The sequence below is a fragment of the Rhizobium sp. WSM1328 genome, from assembly GCF_057653715.1.
The window spans coordinates 1,130,963-1,156,758 of sequence record NZ_CM172788.1 but is presented as its reverse complement, the minus strand read 5'-3'; the positions used below and the strand labels follow the sequence as shown (position 1 = coordinate 1,156,758).

25 protein-coding genes are annotated in these 25,796 nt (G+C 61.6%); 19 read left to right on the top strand and 6 right to left on the bottom strand.

From position 1 onward, the window contains the following. Window positions 1-86 precede the first annotated feature (86 nt). From AC2444_RS05930 to fabD, 3 genes are all read right to left on the bottom strand, one after another. Entirely contained in the window at window positions 87-323 is a 237-nt protein-coding gene (locus AC2444_RS05930) for an acyl carrier protein (RefSeq protein WP_003547058.1), read from the bottom strand. A 286-nt stretch (window positions 324-609) separates the two neighbouring features. Further along, entirely contained in the window at window positions 610-1,347 is a 738-nt protein-coding gene (gene fabG / locus AC2444_RS05925) for a 3-oxoacyl-[acyl-carrier-protein] reductase (RefSeq protein WP_003558186.1), read from the bottom strand. Window positions 1,348-1,398: 51 nt separating this feature from the next. Further along, a complete protein-coding gene (fabD, locus tag AC2444_RS05920; RefSeq protein WP_012756831.1) occupies window positions 1,399-2,343 on the bottom strand; it encodes an ACP S-malonyltransferase in 945 nt (314 codons plus the stop codon). Between the two features lie 215 nt (window positions 2,344-2,558). On the opposite strand from fabD, the gene AC2444_RS05915 reads away from it, so the two are divergent. The 7 genes from AC2444_RS05915 to alr all read left to right on the top strand — a co-directional run bounded on the left by AC2444_RS05915 (window position 2,559) and on the right by alr (window position 9,520). Next, window positions 2,559-3,602: an aldo/keto reductase gene (locus AC2444_RS05915; RefSeq protein ID WP_012756830.1), complete on the top strand. Its 1,044-nt coding sequence runs from the start codon at window positions 2,559-2,561 to the stop codon at window positions 3,600-3,602. 315 nt (window positions 3,603-3,917) lie between these two features. After that, window positions 3,918-4,385 (top strand): 30S ribosomal protein S6, encoded by a 468-nt coding sequence (gene rpsF, locus AC2444_RS05910; RefSeq protein ID WP_003547040.1) that lies wholly within the window; start codon window positions 3,918-3,920, stop codon window positions 4,383-4,385. A 14-nt stretch (window positions 4,386-4,399) separates the two neighbouring features. After that, a complete protein-coding gene (gene rpsR / locus AC2444_RS05905) occupies window positions 4,400-4,648 on the top strand; it encodes a 30S ribosomal protein S18 (RefSeq protein WP_003547038.1) in 249 nt (82 codons plus the stop codon). A 156-nt stretch (window positions 4,649-4,804) separates the two neighbouring features. Continuing rightward, complete coding sequence (locus tag AC2444_RS05900; RefSeq protein ID WP_012756829.1) at window positions 4,805-5,791, top strand: hypothetical protein; 987 nt, start codon at window positions 4,805-4,807, stop codon at window positions 5,789-5,791. A 22-nt stretch (window positions 5,792-5,813) separates the two neighbouring features. Next, entirely contained in the window at window positions 5,814-6,392 is a 579-nt protein-coding gene (gene rplI, locus AC2444_RS05895; RefSeq protein ID WP_012756828.1) for a 50S ribosomal protein L9, read from the top strand. A 372-nt stretch (window positions 6,393-6,764) separates the two neighbouring features. Beyond that, window positions 6,765-8,261, top strand: a complete 1,497-nt coding sequence (locus AC2444_RS05890; RefSeq protein WP_012756827.1) for a replicative DNA helicase — start codon at window positions 6,765-6,767, stop codon at window positions 8,259-8,261. A gap of 89 nt (window positions 8,262-8,350) precedes the next feature. Beyond that, window positions 8,351-9,520: an alanine racemase gene (gene alr / locus AC2444_RS05885; protein ID WP_012756826.1), complete on the top strand. Its 1,170-nt coding sequence runs from the start codon at window positions 8,351-8,353 to the stop codon at window positions 9,518-9,520. Between the two features lie 9 nt (window positions 9,521-9,529). On the opposite strand, the gene AC2444_RS05880 is transcribed toward alr, so the two are convergent. Continuing rightward, window positions 9,530-10,165, bottom strand: coding sequence for a LysE family translocator (locus tag AC2444_RS05880; RefSeq protein ID WP_012756825.1), 636 nt, complete (start codon window positions 10,163-10,165; stop codon window positions 9,530-9,532). A 160-nt stretch (window positions 10,166-10,325) separates the two neighbouring features. On the opposite strand from AC2444_RS05880, the gene radA reads away from it, so the two are divergent. From radA to AC2444_RS05860, 4 genes are all read left to right on the top strand, one after another. Further along, complete coding sequence (gene radA, locus AC2444_RS05875) at window positions 10,326-11,726, top strand: DNA repair protein RadA (RefSeq protein ID WP_012756823.1); 1,401 nt, start codon at window positions 10,326-10,328, stop codon at window positions 11,724-11,726. A gap of 89 nt (window positions 11,727-11,815) precedes the next feature. Next, entirely contained in the window at window positions 11,816-12,442 is a 627-nt protein-coding gene (locus AC2444_RS05870) for a CvpA family protein (protein ID WP_012756822.1), read from the top strand. A gap of 148 nt (window positions 12,443-12,590) precedes the next feature. Further along, entirely contained in the window at window positions 12,591-14,081 is a 1,491-nt protein-coding gene (purF, locus tag AC2444_RS05865) for an amidophosphoribosyltransferase (protein WP_012756821.1), read from the top strand. 78 nt (window positions 14,082-14,159) lie between these two features. Then, complete coding sequence (locus AC2444_RS05860; RefSeq protein ID WP_012756820.1) at window positions 14,160-14,900, top strand: SDR family NAD(P)-dependent oxidoreductase; 741 nt, start codon at window positions 14,160-14,162, stop codon at window positions 14,898-14,900. Between the two features lie 11 nt (window positions 14,901-14,911). Here AC2444_RS05860 and AC2444_RS05855 read toward each other — a convergent pair whose 3' ends face one another. Beyond that, window positions 14,912-15,661 (bottom strand): glycoside hydrolase family 25 protein, encoded by a 750-nt coding sequence (locus tag AC2444_RS05855; protein ID WP_012756819.1) that lies wholly within the window; start codon window positions 15,659-15,661, stop codon window positions 14,912-14,914. Between the two features lie 354 nt (window positions 15,662-16,015). Here AC2444_RS05855 and cysS point away from each other — a divergent pair, with 354 nt between their 5' ends. From cysS to rarD, 7 genes are all read left to right on the top strand, one after another. After that, the gene (cysS, locus tag AC2444_RS05850; RefSeq protein ID WP_012756818.1) at window positions 16,016-17,407 is read left to right on the top strand and encodes a cysteine--tRNA ligase; all 1,392 of its coding nucleotides are present in this window, start codon (window positions 16,016-16,018) and stop codon (window positions 17,405-17,407) included. Beyond that, window positions 17,404-17,880, top strand: coding sequence for a GFA family protein (locus AC2444_RS05845; RefSeq protein WP_012756817.1), 477 nt, complete (start codon window positions 17,404-17,406; stop codon window positions 17,878-17,880). The genes cysS and AC2444_RS05845 overlap by 4 nt, the downstream gene beginning before the upstream one ends. Continuing rightward, window positions 17,877-18,365 carry a GFA family protein gene (locus AC2444_RS05840; protein WP_012756816.1) on the top strand — a complete coding sequence of 163 codons (489 nt, stop codon included), beginning with the start codon at window positions 17,877-17,879 and terminating at the stop codon, window positions 18,363-18,365. Before AC2444_RS05845 ends, AC2444_RS05840 begins: the two co-directional genes overlap by 4 nt. Further along, window positions 18,362-18,838, top strand: coding sequence for a GFA family protein (locus AC2444_RS05835; RefSeq protein WP_012756815.1), 477 nt, complete (start codon window positions 18,362-18,364; stop codon window positions 18,836-18,838). Before AC2444_RS05840 ends, AC2444_RS05835 begins: the two co-directional genes overlap by 4 nt. Next, the gene (gene pip / locus AC2444_RS05830) at window positions 18,835-19,797 is read left to right on the top strand and encodes a prolyl aminopeptidase (protein WP_012756814.1); all 963 of its coding nucleotides are present in this window, start codon (window positions 18,835-18,837) and stop codon (window positions 19,795-19,797) included. Before AC2444_RS05835 ends, pip begins: the two co-directional genes overlap by 4 nt. Window positions 19,798-19,979: 182 nt before the next feature. Continuing rightward, window positions 19,980-21,593 carry a citramalate synthase gene (cimA, locus tag AC2444_RS05825; protein ID WP_012756813.1) on the top strand — a complete coding sequence of 538 codons (1,614 nt, stop codon included), beginning with the start codon at window positions 19,980-19,982 and terminating at the stop codon, window positions 21,591-21,593. A gap of 218 nt (window positions 21,594-21,811) precedes the next feature. Beyond that, a complete protein-coding gene (gene rarD, locus AC2444_RS05820) occupies window positions 21,812-22,726 on the top strand; it encodes an EamA family transporter RarD (RefSeq protein WP_012756812.1) in 915 nt (304 codons plus the stop codon). Window positions 22,727-22,841: 115 nt separating this feature from the next. Here rarD and AC2444_RS05815 read toward each other — a convergent pair whose 3' ends face one another. Then, window positions 22,842-23,465, bottom strand: coding sequence for an LOG family protein (locus AC2444_RS05815; RefSeq protein ID WP_003546992.1), 624 nt, complete (start codon window positions 23,463-23,465; stop codon window positions 22,842-22,844). A gap of 155 nt (window positions 23,466-23,620) precedes the next feature. Here AC2444_RS05815 and AC2444_RS05810 point away from each other — a divergent pair, with 155 nt between their 5' ends. Next, complete coding sequence (locus tag AC2444_RS05810) at window positions 23,621-25,651, top strand: LysM peptidoglycan-binding domain-containing protein (RefSeq protein WP_012756811.1); 2,031 nt, start codon at window positions 23,621-23,623, stop codon at window positions 25,649-25,651. Window positions 25,652-25,796 lie beyond the last annotated feature (145 nt).

The following is a 25,796-nucleotide window of genomic DNA, read 5'->3' as shown; positions in this document are numbered from 1 at the left end:
TTCCCCCCGTCTCTTATGTTCTATGGAGAAATATGCCGAAAAGAAAAGGGCGGACTCCAGGCCCGCCCTTTCTCAAATTCACAGGATCAGGCCTGGGCCTTCTCAATGAACTTCACTGCATCGCCGACCGTCAGGATCGAGTCGGCAGCGTCGTCAGGAATTTCAACGCCGAATTCTTCTTCGAAAGCCATGACAAGTTCGACCGTGTCGAGCGAGTCAGCGCCCAGATCGTCGATAAAGCTGGCGCTCTCGACGACCTTGTCGGCATCAACGCCAAGATGATCAATAACAATTTTCTTTACGCGTTCTGCGATATCGCTCATGTCGGTTTCCTCGACCTTATGTCCTGATCGGAATGCCATCGCGGCACCCCTACCCTGTTTCAGCCTGCGATGTTTTCAGACATCCTCGGCAAACTCGTTTACCCGGCTTCAGAGATGTCCCAGGCTTGCAAAAAGCCCGCCGGTCCGTCTGCTTTCTCGGGACGACTGTTCACAGTCATGGCCCGCTTAACATGCTTTATGTCTGCCGCAAAGCCAGAAAATCAACGGTTCGTGATTGCTCAACATGCTATTGGCGGAAATATTCCCATGCCAGCGGTTTGTCGTTTCAGATCATCGCCATGCCGCCGTTTACGTGCAGCGTCTGGCCCGTCATATAGGCAGCCTCGGAGGACGCAAGGTAAGCAACCGCCGAAGCCACCTCGCCACCCGTGCCCATGCGCTTCATTGGGATCGCCCCCATGATCGCTTCCTTCTGCTTGTCGTTCAGCTTGCCGGTCATGGCGCTCTCGATAAAGCCGGGTGCGACGCAATTGACCGTCACGTTGCGGGTGGCAATTTCCTGCGCCAAAGACTTGGTGAAGCCGATCATGCCGGCCTTGGAGGCGCAGTAATTGGCCTGGCCTGGATTGCCGGTGACGCCGACGACGGAGGTGATGTTGATGATGCGACCATAGCGGCGGCGCATCATCGGATGCGTCAATTCGCGCGTCAGGCGGAAGGTCGACGTCAGGTTCACTTCGATGACGCTGTCCCAGTCCTCGTCGCTCATGCGCACGAAGAGGCCGTCGCGGGTGATGCCGGCATTGTTGACGAGGATGTCGACGCCTTCGAGGTCGGCCTCGGCTTTCTGGCCGAGCGCCTTGACCTCATCGCGGTCGGAGAGGTTGGCCGGGAAGATCTTGACGCGCTCGCCGAGATCGGCGGCTAGCGCTTCCAGTTTCTCGACGCGGGTGCCGTGCAGGCCGACGACGGCGCCCTGCTTATGAAGAAGGCGGGCGATTTCCTCGCCGATACCGCCCGATGCGCCGGTGACGAGAGCCTTGCGGCCGGAAAGATCGAACATGGAAACGTTCCTTATAACAGGGACACCAAATCCGGTGTCCGGGGATACCAATCAGGCCATGAGGGCGGCGACGGCCGCGTCGATATCCGCCGGACCGTTGACGGAGATGCCGTTGATCGTCTTGTCGATGCGGCGGGCAAGGCCGGTCAGCACCTTGCCGGAACCGAGTTCATAAAGCGTCGTGACGCCGTTTCCGGCGAACCATTCCACCGTCTCACGCCAGCGGACCTGACCGGTCACCTGCTCGACCAGCAGGCTGGCGATCTCGTCGGCGCCGGTCACCGGCGCGGCACGGACATTGGCGATGACAGGCACGACCGGATCGGATTTGGCGACCGTTGCCAGCGCCTCGCGCATGGCCTCAGCGGCAGGCGCCATCAGCGTCGAATGGAACGGAGCGGAGACCGGCAGCAGAATGGCGCGCTTGGCGCCCTTGTCGGTCGCAAGGCCGGCCGCCTTTTCAACAGCTGCCTTCTCGCCTGAGATGACGATCTGGCCGCCGCCATTGTCGTTGGCGATCTGGCAGGCACCGATAGCGGCGGCTGCCTCACAGACGGCAGCGACGTCGGCATGTTCGAGGCCGATGATCGCGGCCATGGCGCCGACGCCGACGGGAACGGCCGCCTGCATGGCATTGCCGCGGATACGCAGCAGCCGCGCGGTGTCGGCGAGCGAAAAGGTGCCGGCGGCGCAAAGTGCCGAATATTCGCCGAGCGAGTGGCCGGCGACGTAAGCGACCTTCGACTTCAGATCCAACCCTTTGGCTTCAAGAACGCGGACGACGGCGATCGAGACGGCCATCAGCGCCGGCTGGGCGTTCGCCGTCAAGGTCAACGTATCCTCGGGACCGTTGAACATGACGTCTGAAAGCTTTTCACCGAGTGCCTCATCGACCTCTTGGAAAACGGCGCGGGCTTCGGCAAAATTCTCGGCGAGATCCTTGCCCATACCGACGGCCTGACTGCCCTGACCGGGAAAAGTGAAAGCAATGGTCATTCTCATATTCCCTGGCTCATGCCCCTGAATACGCCCCTTGAGGCTGTTTTGCCTCCAATTGACATTCTTTCCGGCAGAGTCAAGTGGCGGCTCATTCTGCGCAAAGCCTTTCGCACTGGCGCAAATGCCCGGTTTTTGCTCTTGCGCTCCGCCAAATCCAGCCTAGATTTGCGCGAACCCTCCCAAGGCTGTCACCTCTCTCCCAAGGTTTTTCCATGAAGTACAATTCGCTAGGCCGCACCGAGATTTCCGTTTCAGAGATTTGCCTTGGCACCATGACCTGGGGTTCGCAGAACAGCGAAGCCGATGCTCATGCGCAGATGGACTACGCCGTCGAAAAGGGCGTCAATTTCTTCGATACGGCCGAACTTTATCCGACCACCCCGATTTCGGCCGCTACGCAGGGCTGGACGGAAGACTATATCGGCAGCTGGTTCAAGAAGACCGGCAAGCGCGGCGATATCGTGCTCGCCACCAAGGTCGCCGGCCGCGGCCGCGACTATATACGTGGTGGCGAAGGTGCCGATGCAAAGAATATCCGCCTGGCGCTCGAAGCCAGCCTGGCGCGGCTGAAGACGGATTACGTCGACCTCTACCAGATCCACTGGCCGAACCGCGGCCATTTCCATTTCCGTCAGAATTGGAGCTACAATCCCTTCAACCAGAACCGCGACGAGGCCGTCGCCAATATGCTCGACATCCTGGAAACGCTTGGCGTGCTGGTGAAGGAAGGCAAGATCCGCGCGATCGGCCTTTCCAACGAAACCACCTGGGGCATACAGAAATATCTGACGCTCGCCGAACAGAAGAGCCTGCCGCGGGTCGCCTGCGTCCAGAACGAATACAACTTGCTCTACCGCCATTTCGACCTCGATCTCGCCGAACTCTCGCATCATGAGGATGTCGGGCTGCTCGCCTATTCTCCGCTCGCCGGCGGCATCCTCTCCGGAAAATATGTCGATGGCGGCAGGCCGAAGGGTTCGCGCGGCTCGATCAACCACGATATCGGCGGTCGCCTGCAGCCGCTACAGGAGCCGGCGACCAAAGCCTATCTGGAGATCGCTGCAACATACCGCCTCGACCCGGCAGCAATGGCGCTCGCCTTCTGCCTTTCCAGGCCCTTCATGGCCTCGGCCATCATCGGCGCGACCTCGATGGAGCAGTTGAAAATCGATATCGGCGCGGCCGACATTACGCTTTCGAACGAGATCCTGGCGGAAATCGCCAAGGTGCACCGGCAGTATCCGCTGACGCTTTGATCCTATTTGTTTGGCGCCTGCCCGATGCCGACCATTGGCCGGCATCGGGTTCGGGTGTCCGATTGCGCTTGCCTTTGCCCAAAAAATCCGTATAAGCCGCCCTGTTCGTTAACCCGGTCTTCTGGCTGGTGGCTGAACGGAGGGCCGGTTTCTTCACGGAAATCGTTCGGAACGGAAGCGTTCCAGCCTCCCGTGTCTCCGCTCTCGACCGTCTCGGAAACGCTTTCTTGCCTGGGTCCGCCCAATCAGGAGCAGTCGTTGAGGCTTAGCCGCCGAATATCGGGTTGAACCAAACGCAAGAAAGGCAAAGCTGTCATGGCTCTTTATGAACATGTATTCCTTGCCCGGCAGGATATTTCCGCTCAGCAGGTCGATGCCCTCGTAGAACAGTACAAGGGTGTGATCGAAGCGAATGGCGGTAAGGTCGGGCGTATCGAGAACTGGGGCCTCAAGTCCCTCACCTACCGCATCAAGAAGAACCGCAAGGCGCACTACGCCCTGATGGACATCGATGCACCGGCTGCTGCCGTCCAGGAAATGGAACGTCAGATGCGCATCAGCGAAGACGTTCTTCGCTACATGACGATCGCCGTCGAGAAGCATGAAGAAGGTCCGTCTGCCATGATGCAGAAGCGCGACCGTGACGACCGTCCGCGCGAAGGCGGCCGTGGCCCGCGTGAAGGCGGCTTCGGTGATCGTGACCGCGGCCCGCGTCCGCCGCGTGAAGGTGGCTTCGGCGACCGTGACGACCGTCCGCGCCGTCCGCGCGAAGACCGTGTATAAGGGAGATCTGAGATATGTCTGAAACTTCCTCCGCTCCGGTCCGCCGCCCGTTCCATCGCCGCCGCAAGACCTGCCCGTTCTCCGGCGCCAACGCACCGCGGATCGACTACAAGGACGTACGCCTGCTGCAGCGCTACATTTCTGAGCGCGGCAAGATCGTTCCGTCCCGCATCACGGCCGTTTCCCAGAAGAAGCAGCGCGAACTCGCTCAGGCGATCAAGCGCGCCCGTTTCCTCGGCCTGCTGCCCTACGTCGTCGCCTAATCGGTCGACGCCGACACCTTTGAGGGAAGGCATTCGTGCCTTCCCTTCTCCCTTCTGCGATGGGCGCGGATCGGAACTCTTAAAACCCATGTTGAGACGTTTCTGAATTTGATTCAGCAACATCCTCTAACTGCTTGATGAAGCAGGACAGCGACCTTGAAACGACCGAACATTAAAACGCTGCTGATCGGCGCACTCGCCGGATTGACCGCCGCCCTGCTGGTGCTGGGCGCGAGCATGCAGCCGTCGTTTTTCAGCGCGCTTCTTTATACGGCCTCGGCTCTGCCGATCCTGATCGTCGGGCTCGGCTGGGGCAATGCAGCCGCAGTCTCGGCCGTCGTCACCGCCGCGGCGCTGGGCGCGATCTTGATCTCGCCATCCTTCGCGCTGATCATGACGATGGTGACGCTGCTGCCGGCCGGTTGGCTCAGCCATCTCGCCAATCTGGCGCGTCCGGCCGCCGAACTCGGTGGGCCCGACCATCTGCTTGCCTGGTATCCGCTCTCCGATATCCTGCTGCATCTCTGCGGTCTGGTGACGCTCGCCGTCATCGTCATCGGTGTGATCATCGGCTACGGCCCGGAGATCACCGATCCGATCGTCGATCTGCTGATCACCTCGCTCAAGCAGCAGCAGCCGGAATTCATGCCCGATCCGGCAGCGACCGCGCAGACCAAGTCGCTGATCCTGCTGATGCTGCCGGCTTTGCAGGGCGGCATGTGGGTCAGCATGCTGTTTGCTGCCTATTATTTCGCCGTACGCATCGTTGCAGCCTCCGGCCGCGGCCTTCGTCCGCGCGAGGATATTCCCTCGTCGCTGCGGATGAACCGCAACTCGATCTTCATCTTCCTGGCCGGGCTTGCCGCCTGCTTTTTCGGCGGCGTTCCGGCGCTGGTCGGTGCGACCGTGATCGGCGCCTTCGGCGCCGGCTTCATGCTTTCCGGTTTCGCCTCGCTGCATTTCCGCACCCGCGGCAAGGACTGGCGCATACCGGCCCTCATCCTCTGCTATCTGGCCTCGATGCTCATGCTGCTGCCAGCTCTCCTCATCCTCGTCCTCGGTCTCAGCGATACGCGCAAGGCGATCGCACTGACCCCGACGAAAGATGCTGATGCCCCCAAACAATCCGATACGAAAATCTGAGACACAAGAAAGGAAAAAGAAAATGCAAGTCATCCTTCTCGAACGCATTTCCAAGCTCGGCCAGATGGGCGAAACCGTAAAGGTTCGCGACGGCTTTGCCCGCAACTACCTGCTGCCGCTCGGCAAGGCGCTGCGCGCCAACGCCGCCAACAAGACCCGCTTCGAAGCCGAGCGCGCGACGCTCGAAGCCCGCAACCTCGAGCGCAAGTCGGAAGCCCAGACGGTCGCCGACGTTCTCGACGGCAAGTCCTTCATCGTCGTGCGCTCCGCCGGCGAAACCGGCCAGCTCTACGGTTCGGTTGCTGCCCGTGACGTCGTCGATATTCTCGGCGCCGAAGGCTTCAACATCGGCCGCAACCAGGTTCACCTCAACACGCCGATCAAGTCGATCGGCCTGCACAAGGTCGAGCTGCAGCTGCATGCCGAAGTCGAAATCCACGTCGAGCTGAACGTTGCCCGTTCTGCCGACGAGGCAGAGCGCCAGTCCAAGGGCGAAGAACTCACCTCGGTCGACGCGATCTACGGCGTCGACGAAGACGCGCTGCGTCCGGAAGACTTCTTCGATCCGGAAGCTGACGGCGTCGACGAAGACGAAGCATAATTTCGTCGGAGCGATCCGCGAGAGAGAAGCCCGGCCACCGCGCCGGGCTTTTTCGTTTCCACCCCTTCGATGTGAGCTGCCGAGCGGTTCGCTTTTTTAAGGGGATCTTCCGGATGTTTTTGCTGCGTGCCTTATCGCATCGCGCTAAAATAACATTCTCCGAAGCGGATGGGCTGAGTCGGCGCCATACCGTGTCGTGCGGGTGACACTGCCAGTATTTCTCCTTTGTGTCGCCCAAGACTGTGGAGAAGTCGAACAACGTGCACAGCGTTCAGGATTTAGGCGAAGCGAGCCCCCGCTCCTTTCGTAGCCTCTTGATTTTCGCGTCCGGAATTGCAAATCCGGAGCTGGAAAAAGACAGAACGGATGATGATGAACGACGCCGCTCGAAAGATTGCAGCTGTTGCCCCGTCGGAGCAGCATTATCGCGAAGCACCCAACAATATCGAAGCCGAGCAAGCGCTTCTGGGTGCGATCCTGATGAACAACGACGCCTATTATCGGGTGTCGGACTTCCTGAAGCCGATCCATCTCTATGAACCGCTGCATCGGAAGATCTTCGAGGTTGCCGGCGATATCATCCGCATGGGCAAGATCGCCAATCCGGTGACGATCAAGACCTTCCTGAAAGCCGACGAGAAGGTCGGCGACATGACGGTTTCGCAATATCTGGCGAGCCTGGTCAGCAATGCCGTCACCGTCATCAATGCCGAGGATTACGGCCGGGCGATCTACGACCTGGCGCTGCGCCGGGCGCTGATTACCATCGGCGAGGACGTCGTCAACATCGCCTATGACGCGCCGCTCGACATGCCGCCGCAGTCGCAGATCGAGGATACCGAACGCCGCCTCTTCGAACTGGCGGAAAACGGCCGCTACGACGGCGGCTTCCAGGCCTTCAACGATGCGGTCGCGCTGGCGATCGACATGGCGGCCGTCGCCAAGGAACGTGACGGCGGGCTTTCCGGCATTTCCACCGGCATCCATTCGCTGGATTCCAAGATGGGCGGTTTGCAGCGGTCGGACTTGATCGTGCTTGCCGGACGCCCCGGCATGGGCAAGACCTCACTTGCTACAAACATCGCCTACAATATCGCCGCCGCCTACGAAGGCGAAGTCCAGTCGGACGGCAGCATGAAGGCGAAGAACGGCGGCGTCGTCGGTTTCTACTCGCTCGAAATGTCGTCGGAACAGCTCGCCACCCGTATCATCTCCGAGCAGACGGAAGTCTCCTCCTCGAAGATCCGCCGCGGCGACATCAACGATGCCGATTTCGAAAAGCTCGTCGCCTGCTCGATGATGATGCAGAAGGTGCCGCTCTTCATCGACCAGACCGGCGGCATCTCGATCGCCCAGCTTTCGGCCCGCGCGCGCCGTCTGAAGCGCCAGCGCGGCCTCGATGTGCTTGTGGTCGACTACATTCAGCTGATGACCGGCTCGGGCAAATCCAGCGACAACCGCGTGCAGGAAATCACCCAAATCACCACCGGCCTCAAGGCGCTCGGCAAGGAGCTCAACGTTCCGATCATCGCACTGTCGCAGCTCTCGCGTCAGGTCGAAAGCCGCGACGACAAGCGGCCGCAGCTGTCCGACCTTCGCGAATCCGGCTCGATCGAGCAGGACGCCGACGTCGTGCTCTTCGTGTTCCGCGAGGAATATTACGTCAAGAATTCGGAGCCGCGCGACATCCACGATCCGAAATATCCGGAATGGGAAGCACTGTTCGACAAGGTCAAGGGCACGGCCGACGTGATCATCGCCAAGCAGCGCCACGGGCCGACAGGCACGGTGAAGCTCGCCTTCCAGGCGGAATTCACGCGTTTTGCCGATCTCGCCGATCCCTCCTTCACACAATATGAAGAGCACTGATCGCGCGGATGCTGCGTGCAACGCCGGGCTTTCCCTTGACATAGTTGACCTTTAAACTGGCCGGAGAATCCTTCTCCGGCCTCTTTTCGATGTGGTTCATGAGCGAATTTTTCGACGCCCCCGAAGATGACAACTTTGCCTCGGCAGGCCTGCGGCTGACCGTCGACCTGACCGCTTTGACGGAGAACTGGCGCGACATGGCGCGCCGCTCCGGTGCGGCGCGCGCCTCGGCGGTCGTCAAGGCAGATGCCTATGGCATGGGCATCGAGGATGCCGGCGAAGCGCTCTATATGGCCGGCGCGCGCGACTTCTTCGTCGCGACCGTCGACGAGGGCGTAACACTTCGCCTCTATGCGCCCGAGGCGCGCATCTTCGTGCTCTCAGGCATCTGGCCGGGCACCGAGCGGCGCTTCTTCGACAATGATCTGGTGCCGGTGATTTCCTCCGACGAGCAGCTCGCCTTCTGGATGGCGGTGCTTGCCGATTACGGCGACTACCCCTGCGCGCTGCATGTCGATACCGGCTTCAATCGGCTCGGACTGCATATTGACGATGCGATCGCGCTCGCCGACGACGTCTCGCGGCCGGCGAGCTTCGCGCCCGTGCTTGTCATGAGCCACCTTGCCTGCGCCGATGATCCCACCCATGCGATGAACCGGCAGCAGCTCGAATCATTCCACAGAGTTAGCGCCGCTTATGAAGGTATCGATTCAAGCCTTGCCGCCTCGGCCGGCATCTTTCTCGGTGAGGATTATCACTTCGACCTGACCCGCCCCGGCATTGCGCTCTATGGCGGTGAGGCCGTCAGCGGCATGGCGAACCCGATGCGGCCCGTCGCAACGGCGGAAGCGCGCATCATCCAGGTGCGCAGCGTCGCAGCCGGCGAGACCGTCAGCTATGGGCGGGCGCTGCAGCTTCGCCGTGAAAGCCGGCTGGCGATCGCCTCGGCCGGTTATGCCGACGGCTACATGCGCAGCCAGTCGAGCGGCGGCGTGCCGTTGAGGCAGGTGGTGCCGCAAGGCGGGCAAGGTTTCATCGCCGGACACAAGGTCCCGGTTGCCGGCCGGATCACCATGGACCTGACGATCTTCGATATCACCGACCTGCCTGACAACGCCGTGCGCGCCGGGGATTATGTCGAACTGTTCGGGAAGAACATGCCGGTGGACGATGTGGCGCGGGCATCCGGCACGATCGGATACGAGATCCTGACCAGCATGGGGCTCCGCCACGAGCGGCGCTACGTGGCCGAAGAATAGCCTTCCTACTCAGCGGCTGCTGAGGGCGAGACGGACACCGAGCGCCACGAAAAGCGCACCGAGGCCGCGGTCGAGCCAGAGTCCGACTTTTTGATTATGCCTGATTGCATCCGCAAGGCGCCCGCCGAGAAGGACGAGCGGCGGTTCGATGAAGGCAGCGACGACGATGATGAGCGCGCCATGCAGCATGAGTTGCGCCCATGCCGGCCCTGCCCCTTCGACGACGAACTGCGGCAGGAAGGCCAGGAAGAATATCGCCACTTTGGGATTGAGCAGCGACACCAGAATTCCCTGCCGGTAGATCCTTGCCACCGGCAAACTTTCACCAGCAGCCTTTATCAGGCCATCGCCGCCACCGGAGCGCAAAGCCTGAATGCCCAGCCAGACGAGATAGGCGGCGCCGATCCATTTGACTGTCGAGAAGGCGACGGCGGAAGCGGCAAGTATGGCCGAGAGGCCGAGTGCGGCCATCAGCACATGCAGGCAGGCGCCGGACCAGACGCCGAACAGCGCGGAAAAACCGGCACGTTTTCCGCTTTTCATCGTGTGACCGAGGATGAAAGCGATGTCGGGACCGGGCGAGAGATTGAGCAGAACCGCCGCCGACAGAAATGCAAGCCAGTGCGCAAACGAATAATCGAACATTTTCCACCGTTCCGAATGAGGAGCAAAGGATAGGCATGGGTGCGCTGATGGGGAAATCATTAGTTTTGATCCGTTGCGATAGCCATTATCTCAAGCACGACAATGATTCGATGAAGCGGCGCGTCGCGTCGCTCGCGAACCCGGACTGAAAGAGTAATTGATGGCGAAGGCCAGGACACAATTCATCTGCCAGAGTTGCGGCACGGTTCATAACCGCTGGGCCGGCAAATGCGAGAACTGCGGCGAGTGGAACACCATCGTCGAGGAAGACCCGATGGGCGGGATCGGCTCCGGTCCTGGCAAGACGCCGAAGAAGGGCCGACCAGTGGCGCTGACGGCACTCTCCGGCGAGATCGAAGAGGCACCGCGTATCCATACCGCCATGTCGGAGCTCGACCGGGCGCTCGGCGGCGGTTTCGTGCGCGGTTCGGCGGTGCTGATCGGCGGCGATCCCGGCATCGGCAAATCGACGCTGCTGATGCAGGCCGCCGCCGCCCTTGCGCGGCGCGGCCACAAGATCATCTACGTCTCCGGCGAAGAAGCCGTGGCGCAGGTGCGGCTGCGGGCACAACGCCTTGCGGCGGCCGATACCGACGTGATGCTGGCGGCCGAAACCAATGTCGAGGATATTCTGGCGACGCTCGCCGAGGGCAAGCGGCCGGACCTCGTCATCATCGATTCCATCCAGACGCTGTGGAGCGAGCTTGCCGAATCGGCGCCGGGAACGGTGACGCAGGTGCGCACCGGCGTCCAAGCAATGATCCGTTTCGCCAAGCAGACGGGGGCCGCCATGGTGCTCGTCGGCCACGTAACCAAGGACGGGCAGATTGCCGGGCCGCGCGTCGTCGAGCACATGGTCGACGCCGTGCTCTATTTCGAAGGCGATCGCGGCCATCACTACCGCATCCTGCGCACAGTCAAGAACCGCTTCGGCCCGACCGACGAGATCGGCGTCTTCGAAATGTCCGACAAAGGCTTGCGCGAAGTCGCCAATCCTTCCGAGCTCTTCCTTGGTGAGCGCAACGAAAAATCGCCGGGTGCTGCCGTCTTTGCCGGCATGGAAGGCACCCGCCCCATTCTCGTCGAGGTGCAGGCGCTGGTGGCGCCGACCTCGCTCGGCACGCCGCGCCGCGCCGTGGTCGGCTGGGATTCGGCCCGGCTGTCGATGATCCTTGCGGTGCTTGAGGCCCATTGCGGCGTCAGGCTCGGCCAGCACGACGTCTACCTTAACGTCGCCGGCGGTTACCGCATCTCCGAACCGGCGGCCGATCTTGCCGTCGCCTCGGCGCTCGTTTCCTCGCTTGCCGGTATTGCCCTTCCCGCCGATTGCGTCTATTTCGGCGAAGTCAGCCTGTCGGGCGCCATCCGGCCGGTTGCGCACACCGCCCAGCGTCTCAAGGAAGCCGAGAAGCTGGGATTTTCCGCAGCGCTGCTTCCGTCCGCCTCCGCCGAATTGCCGAAGGGCTCCGGCGGGCGCTGGAGCGAAGTTGGAAGCCTGCCGGATCTGGTCGCGCGCATCGCCGGATCGAAGGGAGCGCTGCGTGTGGAAGACGACGTTTGATCCTTTCATTGCCAAGAGTGGTGATGATATAGGAGCACACGATAAGGCACGACACGGCCGCCAAGCGGCAGTCCTGGAGTTGAATTTACATGCCCATTACGATTTTCGACGGTATTGTCATCGGCGTCGTGCTCTTCTCCGCCGTGCTGGCGATGGTCCGCGGCTTTTCGCGCGAGATCCTCTCGATCGCGAGCTGGGGCGGTTCGGCCGCCGCTGCCTATTATCTCTATCCGTACCTGCTGCCCTATGCGAAGAAATATACCGATGACGACCGTATCGCGATCGTCGGTTCGGCAGCGGTCGTCTTCCTGATCGCGCTCATCGTCATCTCCTTCATCACGATGAAGATCGCCGATTTCATCATCGACAGCCGTGTCGGCGCGCTCGACCGCACGCTCGGCTTCCTGTTCGGGGCAGCGCGCGGCGTTCTGCTCCTGGTCGTCGCCGTCGCCTTCTGGAACTGGCTCGTCGATGCCGACCACCGTCCGGCTTGGGTCAACGAAGCGAAGTCGAAGCCCTTCCTGGATTCGATGGTCGTGAAGCTGAAATCGGTTCTGCCGGAGCAATTTGCCCAGATGATACCGGAAAGCATCCGTGATAAGCTGCAGCCGCCGGCACAGGGCGCCGAAGGTACCACTCCGCCGACGGGCGACCAGGCTCCGGCGGAAGACGCACCGACCGCGCCTGCAGGCGGCGCGCAGCAGCCGGCGAATTGACACAGTGTTCAAGAGCTTGACCCGCCTTCCGGCAATTGCCATTTGAGCGGGACATGAAATGAGGGTCCGGCCGAGCATTCCAGCTCCGCCGGGCTCAGCTATTTCTGGAAATGCCGATCCATTCTTGTGAGAGCAGAGGCCCGCAGAAATGAACCAGTCCCATTCCTTCCCGACCGACGATCCGCTCGACGGAGATACGCTGCATGAAGAATGCGGGGTTTTCGGAATTCTGGGACATCCCGATGCCGCCGCGCTCACGGCGCTCGGCCTGCATGCCTTGCAGCACCGCGGACAGGAAGCGGCCGGCATCGTCTCCTTCGACGGCAAGCGCTTTTATCAAGAGCGCCACATGGGCCTCGTCGGCGACCACTATACCAATCCGATGACGCTCGCCCGCCTGCCCGGCAGCATTACGATCGGTCATACCCGCTACTCGACAACCGGCGAAGTGGCCATGCGCAACGTGCAGCCGCTCTTTGCCGAACTGGAAGAAGGCGGCATCGCCATTGCCCATAACGGCAATTTCACCAACGGCCTGACGCTGCGCCGCCAAATCATCGCGACCGGCGCCATCTGTCAGTCGACCTCCGATACCGAGGTCGTCCTCCACCTCATCGCCCGCTCCCGCCACGCTTCCACATCCGACCGCTTCATCGATGCCATTCGCCAGATGGAAGGCGGCTATTCGATGCTCGCCATGACGCGCACCAAGCTGATTGCCGCGCGCGACCCGACCGGCATCCGCCCACTGGTCATGGGAGAATTCGACGGCAAGCCGATCTTCTGCTCGGAGACCTGCGCGCTCGACATTATCGGCGCCAAGTTCATCCGCGACGTTGAGAACGGCGAGGTCATCATCTGTGAAATCCAGCCCGACGGCTCGATCAGCATCGATGCGCGCAAGCCTAGCAAGCCACAGCTGGAGCGCCTCTGCCTGTTCGAATATGTCTATTTCGCCCGCCCGGACTCGGTCGTCGGCGGCCGCAACGTCTATACGACGCGCAAGAGTATGGGCATGAACCTCGCCAAGGAATCGCCCGTCGATGGCGACGTGATCGTGCCGGTGCCGGATGGCGGCACGCCGGCGGCGCTCGGCTATGCGCAGCAGAGCGGCATTCCCTTCGAATACGGCATCATCCGTAACCATTATGTCGGGCGCACCTTCATCGAGCCGACGCAGCAGATCCGCGCCTTCGGCGTGAAGCTGAAGCATTCGGCCAACCGGGCGATGATCGAAGGCAAGCGCGTGGTGCTGGTCGATGATTCCATCGTGCGTGGCACGACGTCTCTCAAGATCGTCCAGATGATCCGTGAAGCCGGCGCGCGCGAAGTCCATGTCCGCGTCGCAAGCCCGATGATCTTCTTCCCGGATTTCTACGGCATCGACACGCCTGACGCAGACAAGCTGCTCGCAAACCAATATGCCGATGTCGAAGCCATGGCCAAATACATCGGCGCGGATTCGCTCGCCTTCCTGTCGATCGACGGCCTCTATCGCGCCGTTGGCGGCGAGGATCGCAATCCGGCCCGGCCGCAGTTCACCGACCATTATTTCACCGGCGACTATCCGACCCGCCTGCTCGACAAGAACGGCGAGTCCATGGGCAACAAGATTTCCATGCTTGCCAGCAACGGCTGACACGGCGCGCCGGCTTTTCCATTGTCCATCCCGAGGGGTGCATCGCACCCCTCTCCCTTCGTGAGGGAACACGACATCATGAACATCAATCTTGAGGGCAAGATCGCACTCGTCACCGGTGCGTCGCGCGGCATCGGCTATTTCACGGCGCTGGAACTTGCCAAAGCCGGCGCCCATGTGATTGCCTGCGCACGCACGGTCGGCGGGCTCGAGGATCTCGATGATGCGATCAAGGCCGTCGGCGGCACGGCGACGCTCGTGCCCTTCGACCTTGCCGACATGAATGCGATTGATGCGCTCGGCGGCTCGATCTTCGAGCGCTGGGGCAAGCTCGACATCCTCGTCGCCAATGCCGGCGTGCTCGGCGTCATTTCGCCGATCGGCCATATCGAGGCGAAGGTGTTCGAGAAGGTGATGACCATCAACGTCACCGCAACATGGCGGCTGATCCGCTCGGTCGACCCGCTGCTGGCCCGCTCCGATGCCGGCCGCGCGGTGATCATCTCTTCGGGTGCTGCCCACAAATGCCGCCCCTTCTGGGGCGCCTATTCCGCTTCCAAGGCCGCCGTCGAGGCGCTGGCGCGCACATGGGCCGGCGAAAGTCAAAGCACCCCGCTGCGGGTCACCAGCGTCGATCCGGGGGCGACACGCACGGCGATGCGGGCGCAGGCGGTGCCCGGAGAAGATCCGCAGTCGCTGCCGCATCCCTCCGAGGTCGCAAAGGCAATCCTGCCGTTGCTGGGGCCTGGTGTGACGGAGACGGGCAAGCTGTTCATGGTGCGGGAGAACAAACTCGTCGATTACCGGCTGCCGGAATAAGCCGGGACGTTTCAGTTCGCTGCAACGGTTGGGAACAGGTGAGCTAAGCCCGTTTCCGACGGGCAGAGTGCATTGAGGTCTACCGGTCCCTGGATGCCGTCCAATGTGCCGTTATCGGCAAATTGCCAGATCGACAAACGACTGCACTCTTCCTGCCTCGGCTCCCTGAACACGCTGCGCAGCCACAGATAGTGGTCGGGGAAGCGCGATTCATTGCCTTTCAGATATTGATCAAAGAACTCCTGGGTGACGTAGAAAATAGGTTTTTCCGGAAAAGTGCCCTTCAGCTCGGTGAAAAAGGCGCTCACCTCGGCAACCATTTCCTCGAGCGTCGGGATTTTGTTGCAATTGCCGACAAACTCCAGATCGACGGCGATCGGCAGAGTTCCCTGCTCCTTCGGCACGGTCGCCAGGACATTCTGCGCCTGATCCTTGCCCGGTCGGCAGAAGGTGAAGAAATGGTAAGCGCCCCTCACCACTCCCGCATCTCTAGCGCGCTGCCAGTTGTCGGCGAACTTGGAATCCCGATGGTCTCCGCCTTCGGTCGCCTTCATGAAGGCGAAACGAACATTCGGCTGCGCGGCAACGGCCTTCCAATCGATATCGCCCTGGTGATGGCTGACATCGATGCCTTGGATTGGATAGTTGCTGAGAGAGGGATTGTTGAAGCAAAGCATCCCGAAATCGTATGCTAGATATGCAGCGAATGCGACCACCAGAACTGCAGCCGCTCCGATCGTCGATCGAGCCAGTTTCCGCATCCCTTCCTCCCGATTTGCAACAGCCTCTCAACCGGCTATGCGAGATTTGCGCCGCGAAAATGGCGGGCGAATTTCAAGGGTGCGCCAACTGGTTTCTAAGACGTTGGTTGCTGCAATCGATTCATCGGATGGATGGATCCTGTTGCCGCTGGATCGCTCTTCGCCCCCTTGACCGGAGGCGCGAACCGGGCCATAAAACCCGCCATGAAAACGGTTATCTGCATTATCTGCCGGAAGATTATTCGCTAGCGCGAGCGCTGGCCCGGCCGTTTTCGTCTCCCAAATAGTCAAGATGCGAAACGCCCCGGTCCGCCGGTCGCGATATTTTTCTGATCGTGCATTTGGGAGAGTGAAATGGGCGCGACGCCGGAACTGAAGCTATACAACACGCTGACACGGGAAAAATCGGTCTTTTCGCCGATCGATCCCAACAATGTCCGCATGTATGTCTGCGGCCCGACGGTCTATGACTTCGCTCATATCGGCAATGCCCGGCCGGTCATCGTCTTCGACGTGCTGTTCCGGCTGCTGCGCCATGTCTATGGCGAAGACCACGTCACTTATGCCCGCAACATCACCGACGTCGACGACAAGATCAATGCGCGGGCGCTTCGGGACCATCCGGGCCTGCCGCTCAACGACGCGATCCGCGCGGTCACGGAAAAGACTGAGACGCAATTTCACACCGATGTCGCCGAACTCGGCTGCCTGGAGCCAAGCTTCGAGCCGCGCGCCACCGACAATATCGTCGAGATGACCGAGATCATCGAGAAGCTGATCGGCAACGGCCATGCCTATGTTGCATCGGGCGAAGTGCTGTTCGACACCAAATCCATGGCGGATTACGGTCAGCTTTCGAAGCGTCCGCTCGACGAGCAGCAGGCGGGTGCCCGCATCGCTGTCGACGCACACAAAAAGCATCCTGGCGATTTCGTGCTCTGGAAATTGTCGAGCCACAACGAGCCCGGCTGGGAGAGCCCATGGGGCCGTGGCCGGCCCGGATGGCACATCGAATGCTCCGCGATGAGCAAGCGCTATCTCGGCAATGTCTTCGACATTCACGGCGGCGGGCTGGACTTGATCTTCCCGCATCATGAAAACGAAATCGCCCAGTCGCGCTGCGCCCACGGTACCGAGGTGATGGCGAATGTCTGGATGCATAACGGCTTCCTGCAGGTCGAAGGCCGCAAGATGTCGAAATCCGAAGGCAATTTCGTCACCATCCACGAGTTGCTGCACACGGAAACCTTCGGCGGCCGCAAATGGCCGGGCCAGGTGCTGCGCCTTGCCATGCTGATGACGCATTACCGCGAGCCGATCGATTTCTCGATCAAGCGATTGGAAGAAGCCGAACGTCTGCTCGCCAAATGGCCGGCGGCAGAAGTCGGCGATGCGGCGCCCGATGAATCCGTGCTGAACGCGCTTTCCGACGACCTCAATACGGTGGCCGCGGTGCAGGCATTGCATGCGTTGGCGCAAGCTGCGCATACGGATCCCACAGCCAGTGCCGTCTTTGCCGCAACGGCCGACCTGCTGGGCTTGCTGCCGAAAAAGATGGAAATCGACGAAGCCGTCGCATCGGCGGTCGATGCGCTGGTCGCAATGCGTCTCGAAATGCTGAAAGCGAAGAACTTCACCGAGGCCGACAAGATCCGCGACGAACTGACGGCGAAGGGCATCCAGTTGAAGGACGGCAAGGATGCGGTAACGGGCGAGCGCGTGACGACGTGGGAGGTCAAGAGATGACCACCTATACCGGCGGCTGCCAATGCGGAGCGATCCGTTTCCGCGTCAGCGGCGACGTCAAGGATTCGTCGATCTGTCATTGCCGCATGTGCCAGAAGGCGTTCGGTGCCTATTATGCGCCGCTGGTCTCAGTACGCGGCGCCGATTTCGAATGGACACGCGGAGAGCGGAAAAGATTCCGCTCTTCCAATTTCGTCGAGCGTGGCTTCTGCGGCGATTGCGGCACGCCGCTAACCTACGAGGCGCCGGATGGAATGGCGATTGCCGCCGGCGCCTTTGACGACCCTTCGGCGTTTCCGCCGGTGATCCAATTCGGCATCGAGGGCAAGATCGGTTTCGTCGATCATCTGCACGAATTGCCGGGCCACCGGACGGAAGAGGATGCGCAAGCCGCCCCCTTCCTGCTTGAGCTTGTCTCCTGCCAGCATCCTGATCATGAGACGCAGGCATGGCCACCCAAGGAGATCGGATGACGACGGAATCAGACAAAAGCGGCGGGTGCCAGTGCGGGGCGGTGCGTTACCGCGCCAAAGGCGAACTCGGCTATCCCCATCTTTGCCATTGCCGCATGTGCCAGAAGGCGGCGGGCAATTATTTCATGCCGCTTGCCGGCGTGATGCGCAGCGATTTTACCTTCACGCGCGGCGCGCCGAAATGGTTTCAGTCCTCGGATCTGGTGCGGCGCGGCTTCTGCGGCGATTGCGGCACGCCGCTGTTCTACGATATTCCGGAGGCGGAATTCATCAACATCACGCTCGGATCGCTCGATGATCCCGATGCGGTCAAGCCGGTGATGCAATCGAACACCGGCCGCAAGATGTCCTGGTTTCACGCGCTGGACGGCCTGCCGCTGGAACCACAGGCTGAAACGCCCGACCGCGAGAATGCGATCGCGGCAAGCAACCATCAACACCCCGACCACGACACGAAAAGCTGGCCCCTCGGAGAAACCTCATGACGGACACGATCAAGACAGGCGGATGCCAGTGCGGTGCCGTGCGCTTCCGCATCTCGGGCAGACTGGGGCGACCCTCGATCTGCCATTGCCGCATGTGCCAGAAGCAGTTCGGCGGCTTCTTCTCGGCGCTCGTTACCGCGCCTGAGGAAGGGATGGAGTGGACACGCGGCGAGCCGAACTACTTCCAGTCCTCGGTCAATATCGAACGCGGCTTCTGCAACAATTGCGGCACGCCGATGACCTATCGTCATCCGGGCGGGCTGGAGCTTGCGATCGGCACCTTCGACGACCGCAGCGACCTCGCACCGCTGATCCAGGTCAACTACGAGGCCCGCCTGCCCTGGGTCGAGGAAATCTTCGAGGCGCCGGTGCTGAAGGATCAGGATTTCTACTCCCGGCAGGAGGCGATCATCTCCTTCCAGCATCCCGATCACGACACCGAAGTCTGGCCGGCGAAAGGCGTGAAGATATGACCGAGATACTGCGCACGCTCTATCCCGAAATCGAACCCTATGTTTCCGGCCATCTCGATGTCGGCGACGGCCATGTGATCTATTGGGAGCGCTCGGGCACGCCTGGCGCCAAGCCCGCCGTCTTCCTGCATGGCGGCCCGGGCGGCGGCATCTCGCCCGCCCATCGCCGGCTCTTCGATCCCGCCCTCTACGACGTCATGCTGTTCGACCAGCGCGGTTGCGGCAGGTCGACGCCGCATGCGGAACTGCATGCCAACACGACCTGGCACCTCGTCGCCGATATCGAGCGGCTGCGCGAGATGGCCGGCGTCGACAGCTGGCAGGTGTTCGGCGGCTCCTGGGGCTCGACCCTGGCGCTCGCCTATGCCGAGACGCATCCGCAGCACGTCTCCGAGCTCATCCTGCGCGGCATCTATACGCTGACCAAGGCCGAGCTCGACTGGTATTATCAATTCGGCGTCTCGGAGATGTTCCCTGACAAGTGGGAGCGGTTCATCGCGCCGATTCCGCCGGAAGAGCGGCATGAGATGATGCATGCCTATCATCGCCGCCTGACGCATGAGGACAGGAATGTGCGCCTCGCGGCGGCGCAGGCCTGGAGCATCTGGGAAGGCGAAACGATCACGCTGCTGCCGGAACCTTCGACGAGCTTCAAGTTCGAGGAGCCGGAATTCGCCTATGCATTTGCGCGCATCGAGAACCATTTCTTTGTCAATGCCGGCTGGATGGACGAGGGACAGCTGATCCGCGATGCCGGCAGGCTCAAGCATATTCCCGGCGTCATCGTGCATGGCCGCTACGACATGCCCTGCCCGGCCAAATATGCCTGGCTGCTGCACAAGGCCTGGCCGAAGGCGGAGTTCCACCTGATCGAGGGTGCGGGCCATGCCTATTCGGAGCCGGGGATTCTCGATCGGCTGATCCGGGCGACGGATAAGTTTGCCAGGAAGCAAGACTGATCGTTAGCATTGGGGGCAGCCCCTCACCCTAACCCTCTCCCCGCCCGCGGGGAGAGGGGACGTGCCCCGCGATACGGTGCGGCATATCCCTTCTCCCCGTCATAACGGGGAGAAGGTGGCGGCAGCCGGATGAGGGGCAGCATCCGCACTTCATTACAACCCGCTTGGCGGGAGGAAACGACATGAAAGAACGCATCTACCTCTTCGACACGACGCTTCGGGACGGGCAGCAGACGCCCGGCATCGATTTTTCCGTCGAGGACAAGATTGCGATTGCCGCCATGCTGGACGAGTTCGGCCTCGACTACGTCGAGGGCGGATATCCCGGCGCCAATCCGACGGATACCGCCTTCTTCAGCGAGAAGCGCACCAGCCAGGCCAGTTTCGTCGCCTTCGGCATGACGAAGCGGGCGGGCGTTTCGGTCTCCAACGATCCCGGCATTGCCGGGCTGCTGCAGGCAAAATCCGACGCCATCTGTTTCGTCGCCAAGAGCTGGGATTATCATGTCGCGGTGGCGCTCGGCTGCACCAACGAGGAAAACCTCGAATGCATCGCCGAAAGCGTCAAGGCGGCGGTTGGCGCGGGTAAGGAGGCGATCGTCGATTGCGAGCATTTCTTCGACGGCTTCAAGGCCAATCCGGCCTATGCGCTCGCCTGCGCCAAGACGGCCTATGAGAGTGGCGCCCGCTGGGTTGTACTCTGCGACACCAATGGCGGCACGCAGCCGCCGGAGGTGCGCGCCATCGTCGAGGCGGTGATCGCCTCAGGCGTTCCCGGCCACTGTCTTGGCATCCATGCGCATAACGACACCGGTCAGGCGGTTGCCAATTCGCTTGCCGCCGTCGACGCCGGCGTCCGGCAGATCCAGGGTACGCTGAACGGCATCGGCGAGCGCTGCGGCAATGCCAATCTGGTGACGCTGATCCCGACGCTGGCGCTGAAGAGCGCCTACAACAGCCGTTTCGAAACGGCGATCGACGAGGAGCGGCTGCTCAACCTCACCCGGCTCTCGCATGCTTTCGACGAGTTGCTCAATCGCTCGCCGGATCACCAGATGCCCTATGTCGGCGCCTCAGCCTTCGCCACCAAGGCCGGCATCCACGCATCGGCGCTGCTCAAGGATCCGCGGACCTATGAACACGTGCCGCCTGAAACCGTCGGTAACTTCCGCAAGGTCATGGTCTCCGACCAGGGCGGCAAGGCGAACTTCATCAATGCGCTGAAGCGGCGCGGCATCGAGGTCGCCAAGGACGATCCGAAGCTCGACCTGCTGATCTCGATCGTCAAGGAACGTGAATCGATCGGCTATGCATATGAGGGCGCGGATGCGAGCTTCGAGCTGCTGGCCCGCCGCACGCTCGGCACGATCCCAGAATTCTTCACCATCGAAGGCTTCCGCGTGATGATCGAGCGCCGCTTCGACAGTCTCGGCCGTGTGAAGATCGTCTCGGAGGCGGTGGTCAAGATCACCATCGACGGCCAGACGCTGATGTCAGTTGCCGATGCCGAAGGCCCGGTCAATGCGCTCGACCTCGCGCTGCGCAAGGATTTCGGCAAGTACCAGCACGAGATCGACGATCTGGTGCTCGCCGATTTCAAGGTGCGTATCCTCAATGGCGGCACGGAGGCGATCACCCGCGTGCTGATCGAATCCACCGACAGCGACGGGGTGCGCTGGTGGACGGTCGGCGTCTCGGAGAACATCATCGACGCTTCGTTCCAGGCGCTAATGGATTCGGTCATCTACAAGCTGATGAAGAACCGGCAGCTGGCGGGCAAGATCGCGGCGGAATAAACCTTTTCCGCGGCTCGGCGTAGGGGTCCCAGCCCTCGCCCGAATACCGTTCGCTTCCTTCGGACTTCGTCTTCCAGCGACGGACGTCGGATATATTATCGTCTATCGCTTCGTTTCCGGATTCAAATCCTCTCACCCTTCATTCAACGAAATGAATTGGCCTATTCACGGCGCTTAAGCTAGGCCGGATCAGAAGAAGAACAAAGATGGAAACACCGATGTCGACCGATGCATCCGTTCCGTTGGCCAAGAACGAAGACAGTCCGCGCGGGTTCGCCTTCGCGCTGACGGCCTATCTGCTCTGGGGCTTTCTGCCGATTTACATGAAGGCGGTGGCGCATATCTCGCCGGCCGAGGTGATCGCCCATCGTATCGTCTGGTCGCTGCCGTTGGCGGGCATCGTGCTGATCGTGCTCGGGCGCACGCAGGATATCCGCGCAGCACTCAGTTCGCCGCGCATGCTGGCGATGGCGGCGCTGACGGCGTCGCTGATCACCGTCAACTGGGGCACCTATGTCTGGGCGATCGGCGCCGGCCATTCGCTCGACGCAGCACTTGGCTATTTCATCAATCCGCTGTTCAGCATCTTCCTCGGCGCGGTGTTCCTCAAGGAAAAGCTGCAACCGCTGCAGATCGCGGCGATCGCGCTTGCGGCGCTTGCCGTCGCCATTCTAGCGCTGGACAGCGGCGGCATCCCGTGGGTGGCGCTGACGCTGGCGGTCAGCTGGGGGTTCTACGCCCTGTTGCGCAAGACGCTGCCGCTCGGGCCGAACCAGGGCTTCTTCCTGGAAGTGCTGATCCTCAGCGGGCCGGCCCTCCTCTACATTCTCTATCTGGAATTCGGCAGCGGCCAGGGCCATTTGTACCGCACCGGTCTTGCCGACACGACCCTGCTGCTCGGCTGCGGCGTCATCACCGCCGTGCCGCTGATGATCTATGCAAACGGCGCCAAGCTGCTGAAACTCTCAACGATCGGCATCATGCAGTATATCGCGCCGACGATGATCTTCCTGATCGCGGTCTTCGTCTTCCACGAGCCATTCGGCACGGCGCGCATGATCGCCTTCCCGCTGATCTGGGCGGGGCTGTTCCTCTATAGCTGGTCGATGCTGAAGGGAAGCCGCGGGCGCTGAGGCGCTAAAGCGCGTCACGTCGAATCGGATTCATGCGACGCGCTTCAGGTCTTTGTTTTATGCATGTCTTTGTCCCAAGACCGCTGGACACTTTTGGGCGACATGCATTGAATCCCTACATCTTCGAAATCACCTCGTCCTCGCCGTCACGATCGGCGGCGAGCTGGGCTGCCTGGGCCATGATCGCCGGAATGATGCCGGGGATCTCGTCGACGACGAGTGGCTGCACCCGGTGGGCGGTGTGCAGGAAGCCTTCTTCGGTCATATGGCGCATCAGTTCCATCATCGGATCCCAAAAACCGTTGACGTTGGCGAAGACCATCGGCTTCTCGTGGCGGCCGAGCTGCGCCCAGGTCATGATCTCGACGATCTCCTCCAGCGTGCCGATGCCGCCGGGCAGCGCGACGAAGGCATCGGAGCGCTCGAACATGGTGTGTTTGCGCGCATGCATGTCAGGGGTTACAATGAGTTCGTTCAGCTGACCGAGCGAGTGGCGAGTCGCTTCCATATCGATCAGGAATTCGGGAATGATGCCCGTGACCTGACCGCCGCCTGAAAGCACGCCGCTGGCAACCGCGCCCATGATGCCTTTGGTACCCCCGCCATAGACGAGGCGCAGGCCGTATTCGGCGATCTCTCTTCCGAGAGCACGCCCGGCCGCCATGTGGGAAGGATCGCGTCCCGGCCTGGAGCCGCAGTAAACGCAGATGGATCGAATCGATACAGATTGTTCGGTCATGAGGGCAAAACAACTATTCCATTTCAATGCAGTCAAGAAAATTGACTGAAAAGCAGCGTGCCTAGCTTGCCTAATTGCTTTGAATGCTTGTGGAAAGCAACGGGAATCGCTAGCAATTTTGGGTATTACGGCAAATTGCCGCTCTGGGAGACATAATGATGAAGAACCGTGCCGGCTTGCTGGCTCTTGCAGTCCTCGCAATCGCAATCCTACTGATGGTGTTTGTCGTCATGCCGCGTATCGGCGGCGATGCAACCAAGGTCGGCGACGCCATCAACCAGGCGAGCACGGAGCTCAAGAACACGGTTAACGAGGCGTCAAAGACATCGCGCTCCGCTGTGGGCGATGCGGCTGCGGTCGCCGATCAGGTCGGCCGCCTTTCGGCCGATGCCGGCGTGTCGCTCAGCGAGCTCAAGGCGCTGTTTGCCGACGGCAAAGGCCCTGCCATCGATGTCTTCACTGCCGCCAAAACCAAGGCCGTCAACGCGCTGACCGCACTTGCCGGCTTCACTATTCCCGAGGGCCTCGATCCCGCGACCCAGACCCTTGCCGCCAAGGCCAAGGACGGTGGCGCGAAGGCGCTCGCCATCGTCCGGTCGCTGCCCGAGAACATCGCCGATGCGCTTGCCGCGATCGCCAAGGCCGAGGTTGCGCTGACCGGTGCGCCGGAGACCGCCCCTGGGGCGAATACGGCAGCGGAAAATACCGGCCCGAAACTTCCCGCCTTCGACGTATTGCGCGTCGAGCCCGACGGATCGACGGTGATTGCCGGTTCCGCCGAACCGAACGGCAAGCTCGAGGTGCTCGACGGCGAGAAGGTGGTGACGACGGCCAATGTCGATGCGAGTGGCGATTTTGCTGCCGTTCTCGACGATCCGCTTCCAGCCGGCGACCACCAGCTGGTGCTCAAGTTCACGGGCAAGGACGGCAAGAGCACGCTTTCCGAAGAAGTCGCGACCATTTCCGTGCCGAAGGATGGCAATGGCGCCAATCTGCTCGCCATGGTTTCCAAACCCGGCGCGGCGAGCCGCATCATCACCGCGCCGAAGGCCGGAACCGAAGTTGCCGACGCCTCCAATCCGATGGCGCCGCCTGCGGACAAGCCGGCAACCGGTGAAAGCTCGGCTGCACCAACCGGCGAGCTGGCGCTGCAGACGCCGAACCTCACCGACACACCCTCCGGCGGCGCTGATACGGCACCGGCCATTCCCGGCACTGCCGCACCGGATAAGACGAATGCACCCGACGTGATGGTCAATGCCGTCGAGATCGAAGGCAACAAGATCTTCATTGCCGGCACGACGCGCTCCAATGCCAAGGTCATCGGTTATGCCGACGACAGCCTCGTCGGCCAGGATACTGCCGGCTCCGACGGCCATTTCGTCATCGACGGTGTGGTGGCGCTTTCGGTCGGCGACCACAAGATCCGCGTCGATGTCGTCGATCCCACTGGCAAGGTGATCGTGCGTGCGTCGGTGAATTTCAATCGCCCCGCCGGCGATCAGGTGAGGGTCGCCGCGCAATCGGCCCCCGCAGATGCGAACGGTGCTTCCTCGATGGTTCCGCTTGACGAAGGCGAGCTCCGCAAACTGAAAGCCGAAGTCGGCAAGGCCTTCGGCCTGCTGAAGGGGCTTTTTGCCGATGGCAAGTTGCCCGGCGCCGAACAGCTTGCGGCAGCACGCTCGGCAACGGACTTTGCGCTGCGCTCCGTCGCAGACTTCCGTCCAGCGGCCGATGCGCCTGATGTCTTCAAGCAAGCGTCAGGTTCCTCCTCACAGGTCGCCGGCAATGCGCTGAAGCTGCTGCAGGGCCTGCCTGGGGATGCGAAGTCGGTCGGCGCCGCACTCGACAAGCTGGGCGGGATGATTGCCGAGCTCACCGCCGCACCCGCGCCGGCAACGCCGTCTGCAAACGAGGTCGGAAGCAACCAGCCGAAGACGATCGAACAGGCGCCGCTGACGGCGAACAACGCGGCGGTCATCATTCGCCGCGGCGACACGCTTTGGCAGATCTCGCGCCGTACCTATGGTCTCGGCGTTCGCTACACGACGATCTACATCGCCAACGAGGACAAGATCATCAATCCCGATCGCATCCGCCCTGGCCAGATTTTCGGCCTGCCGAAGGATGTACTGCCGAATGCCGAAGAGCTGCACCGCAAGCGCATGTCCGGCCAGCATCTCTAAGCTGCAAAACAACACGACGAGGCCGGGCGGGACAAGCGCCCGGCCTCGTCGTTTCCTTACCCCAGCAATTGTTGTATTCGTCCGCCCGGCACCCTATCTGGCGGTGGCGGCTGCGGGTTGTGGGAAGCGCTTTCAGGCACGTCCC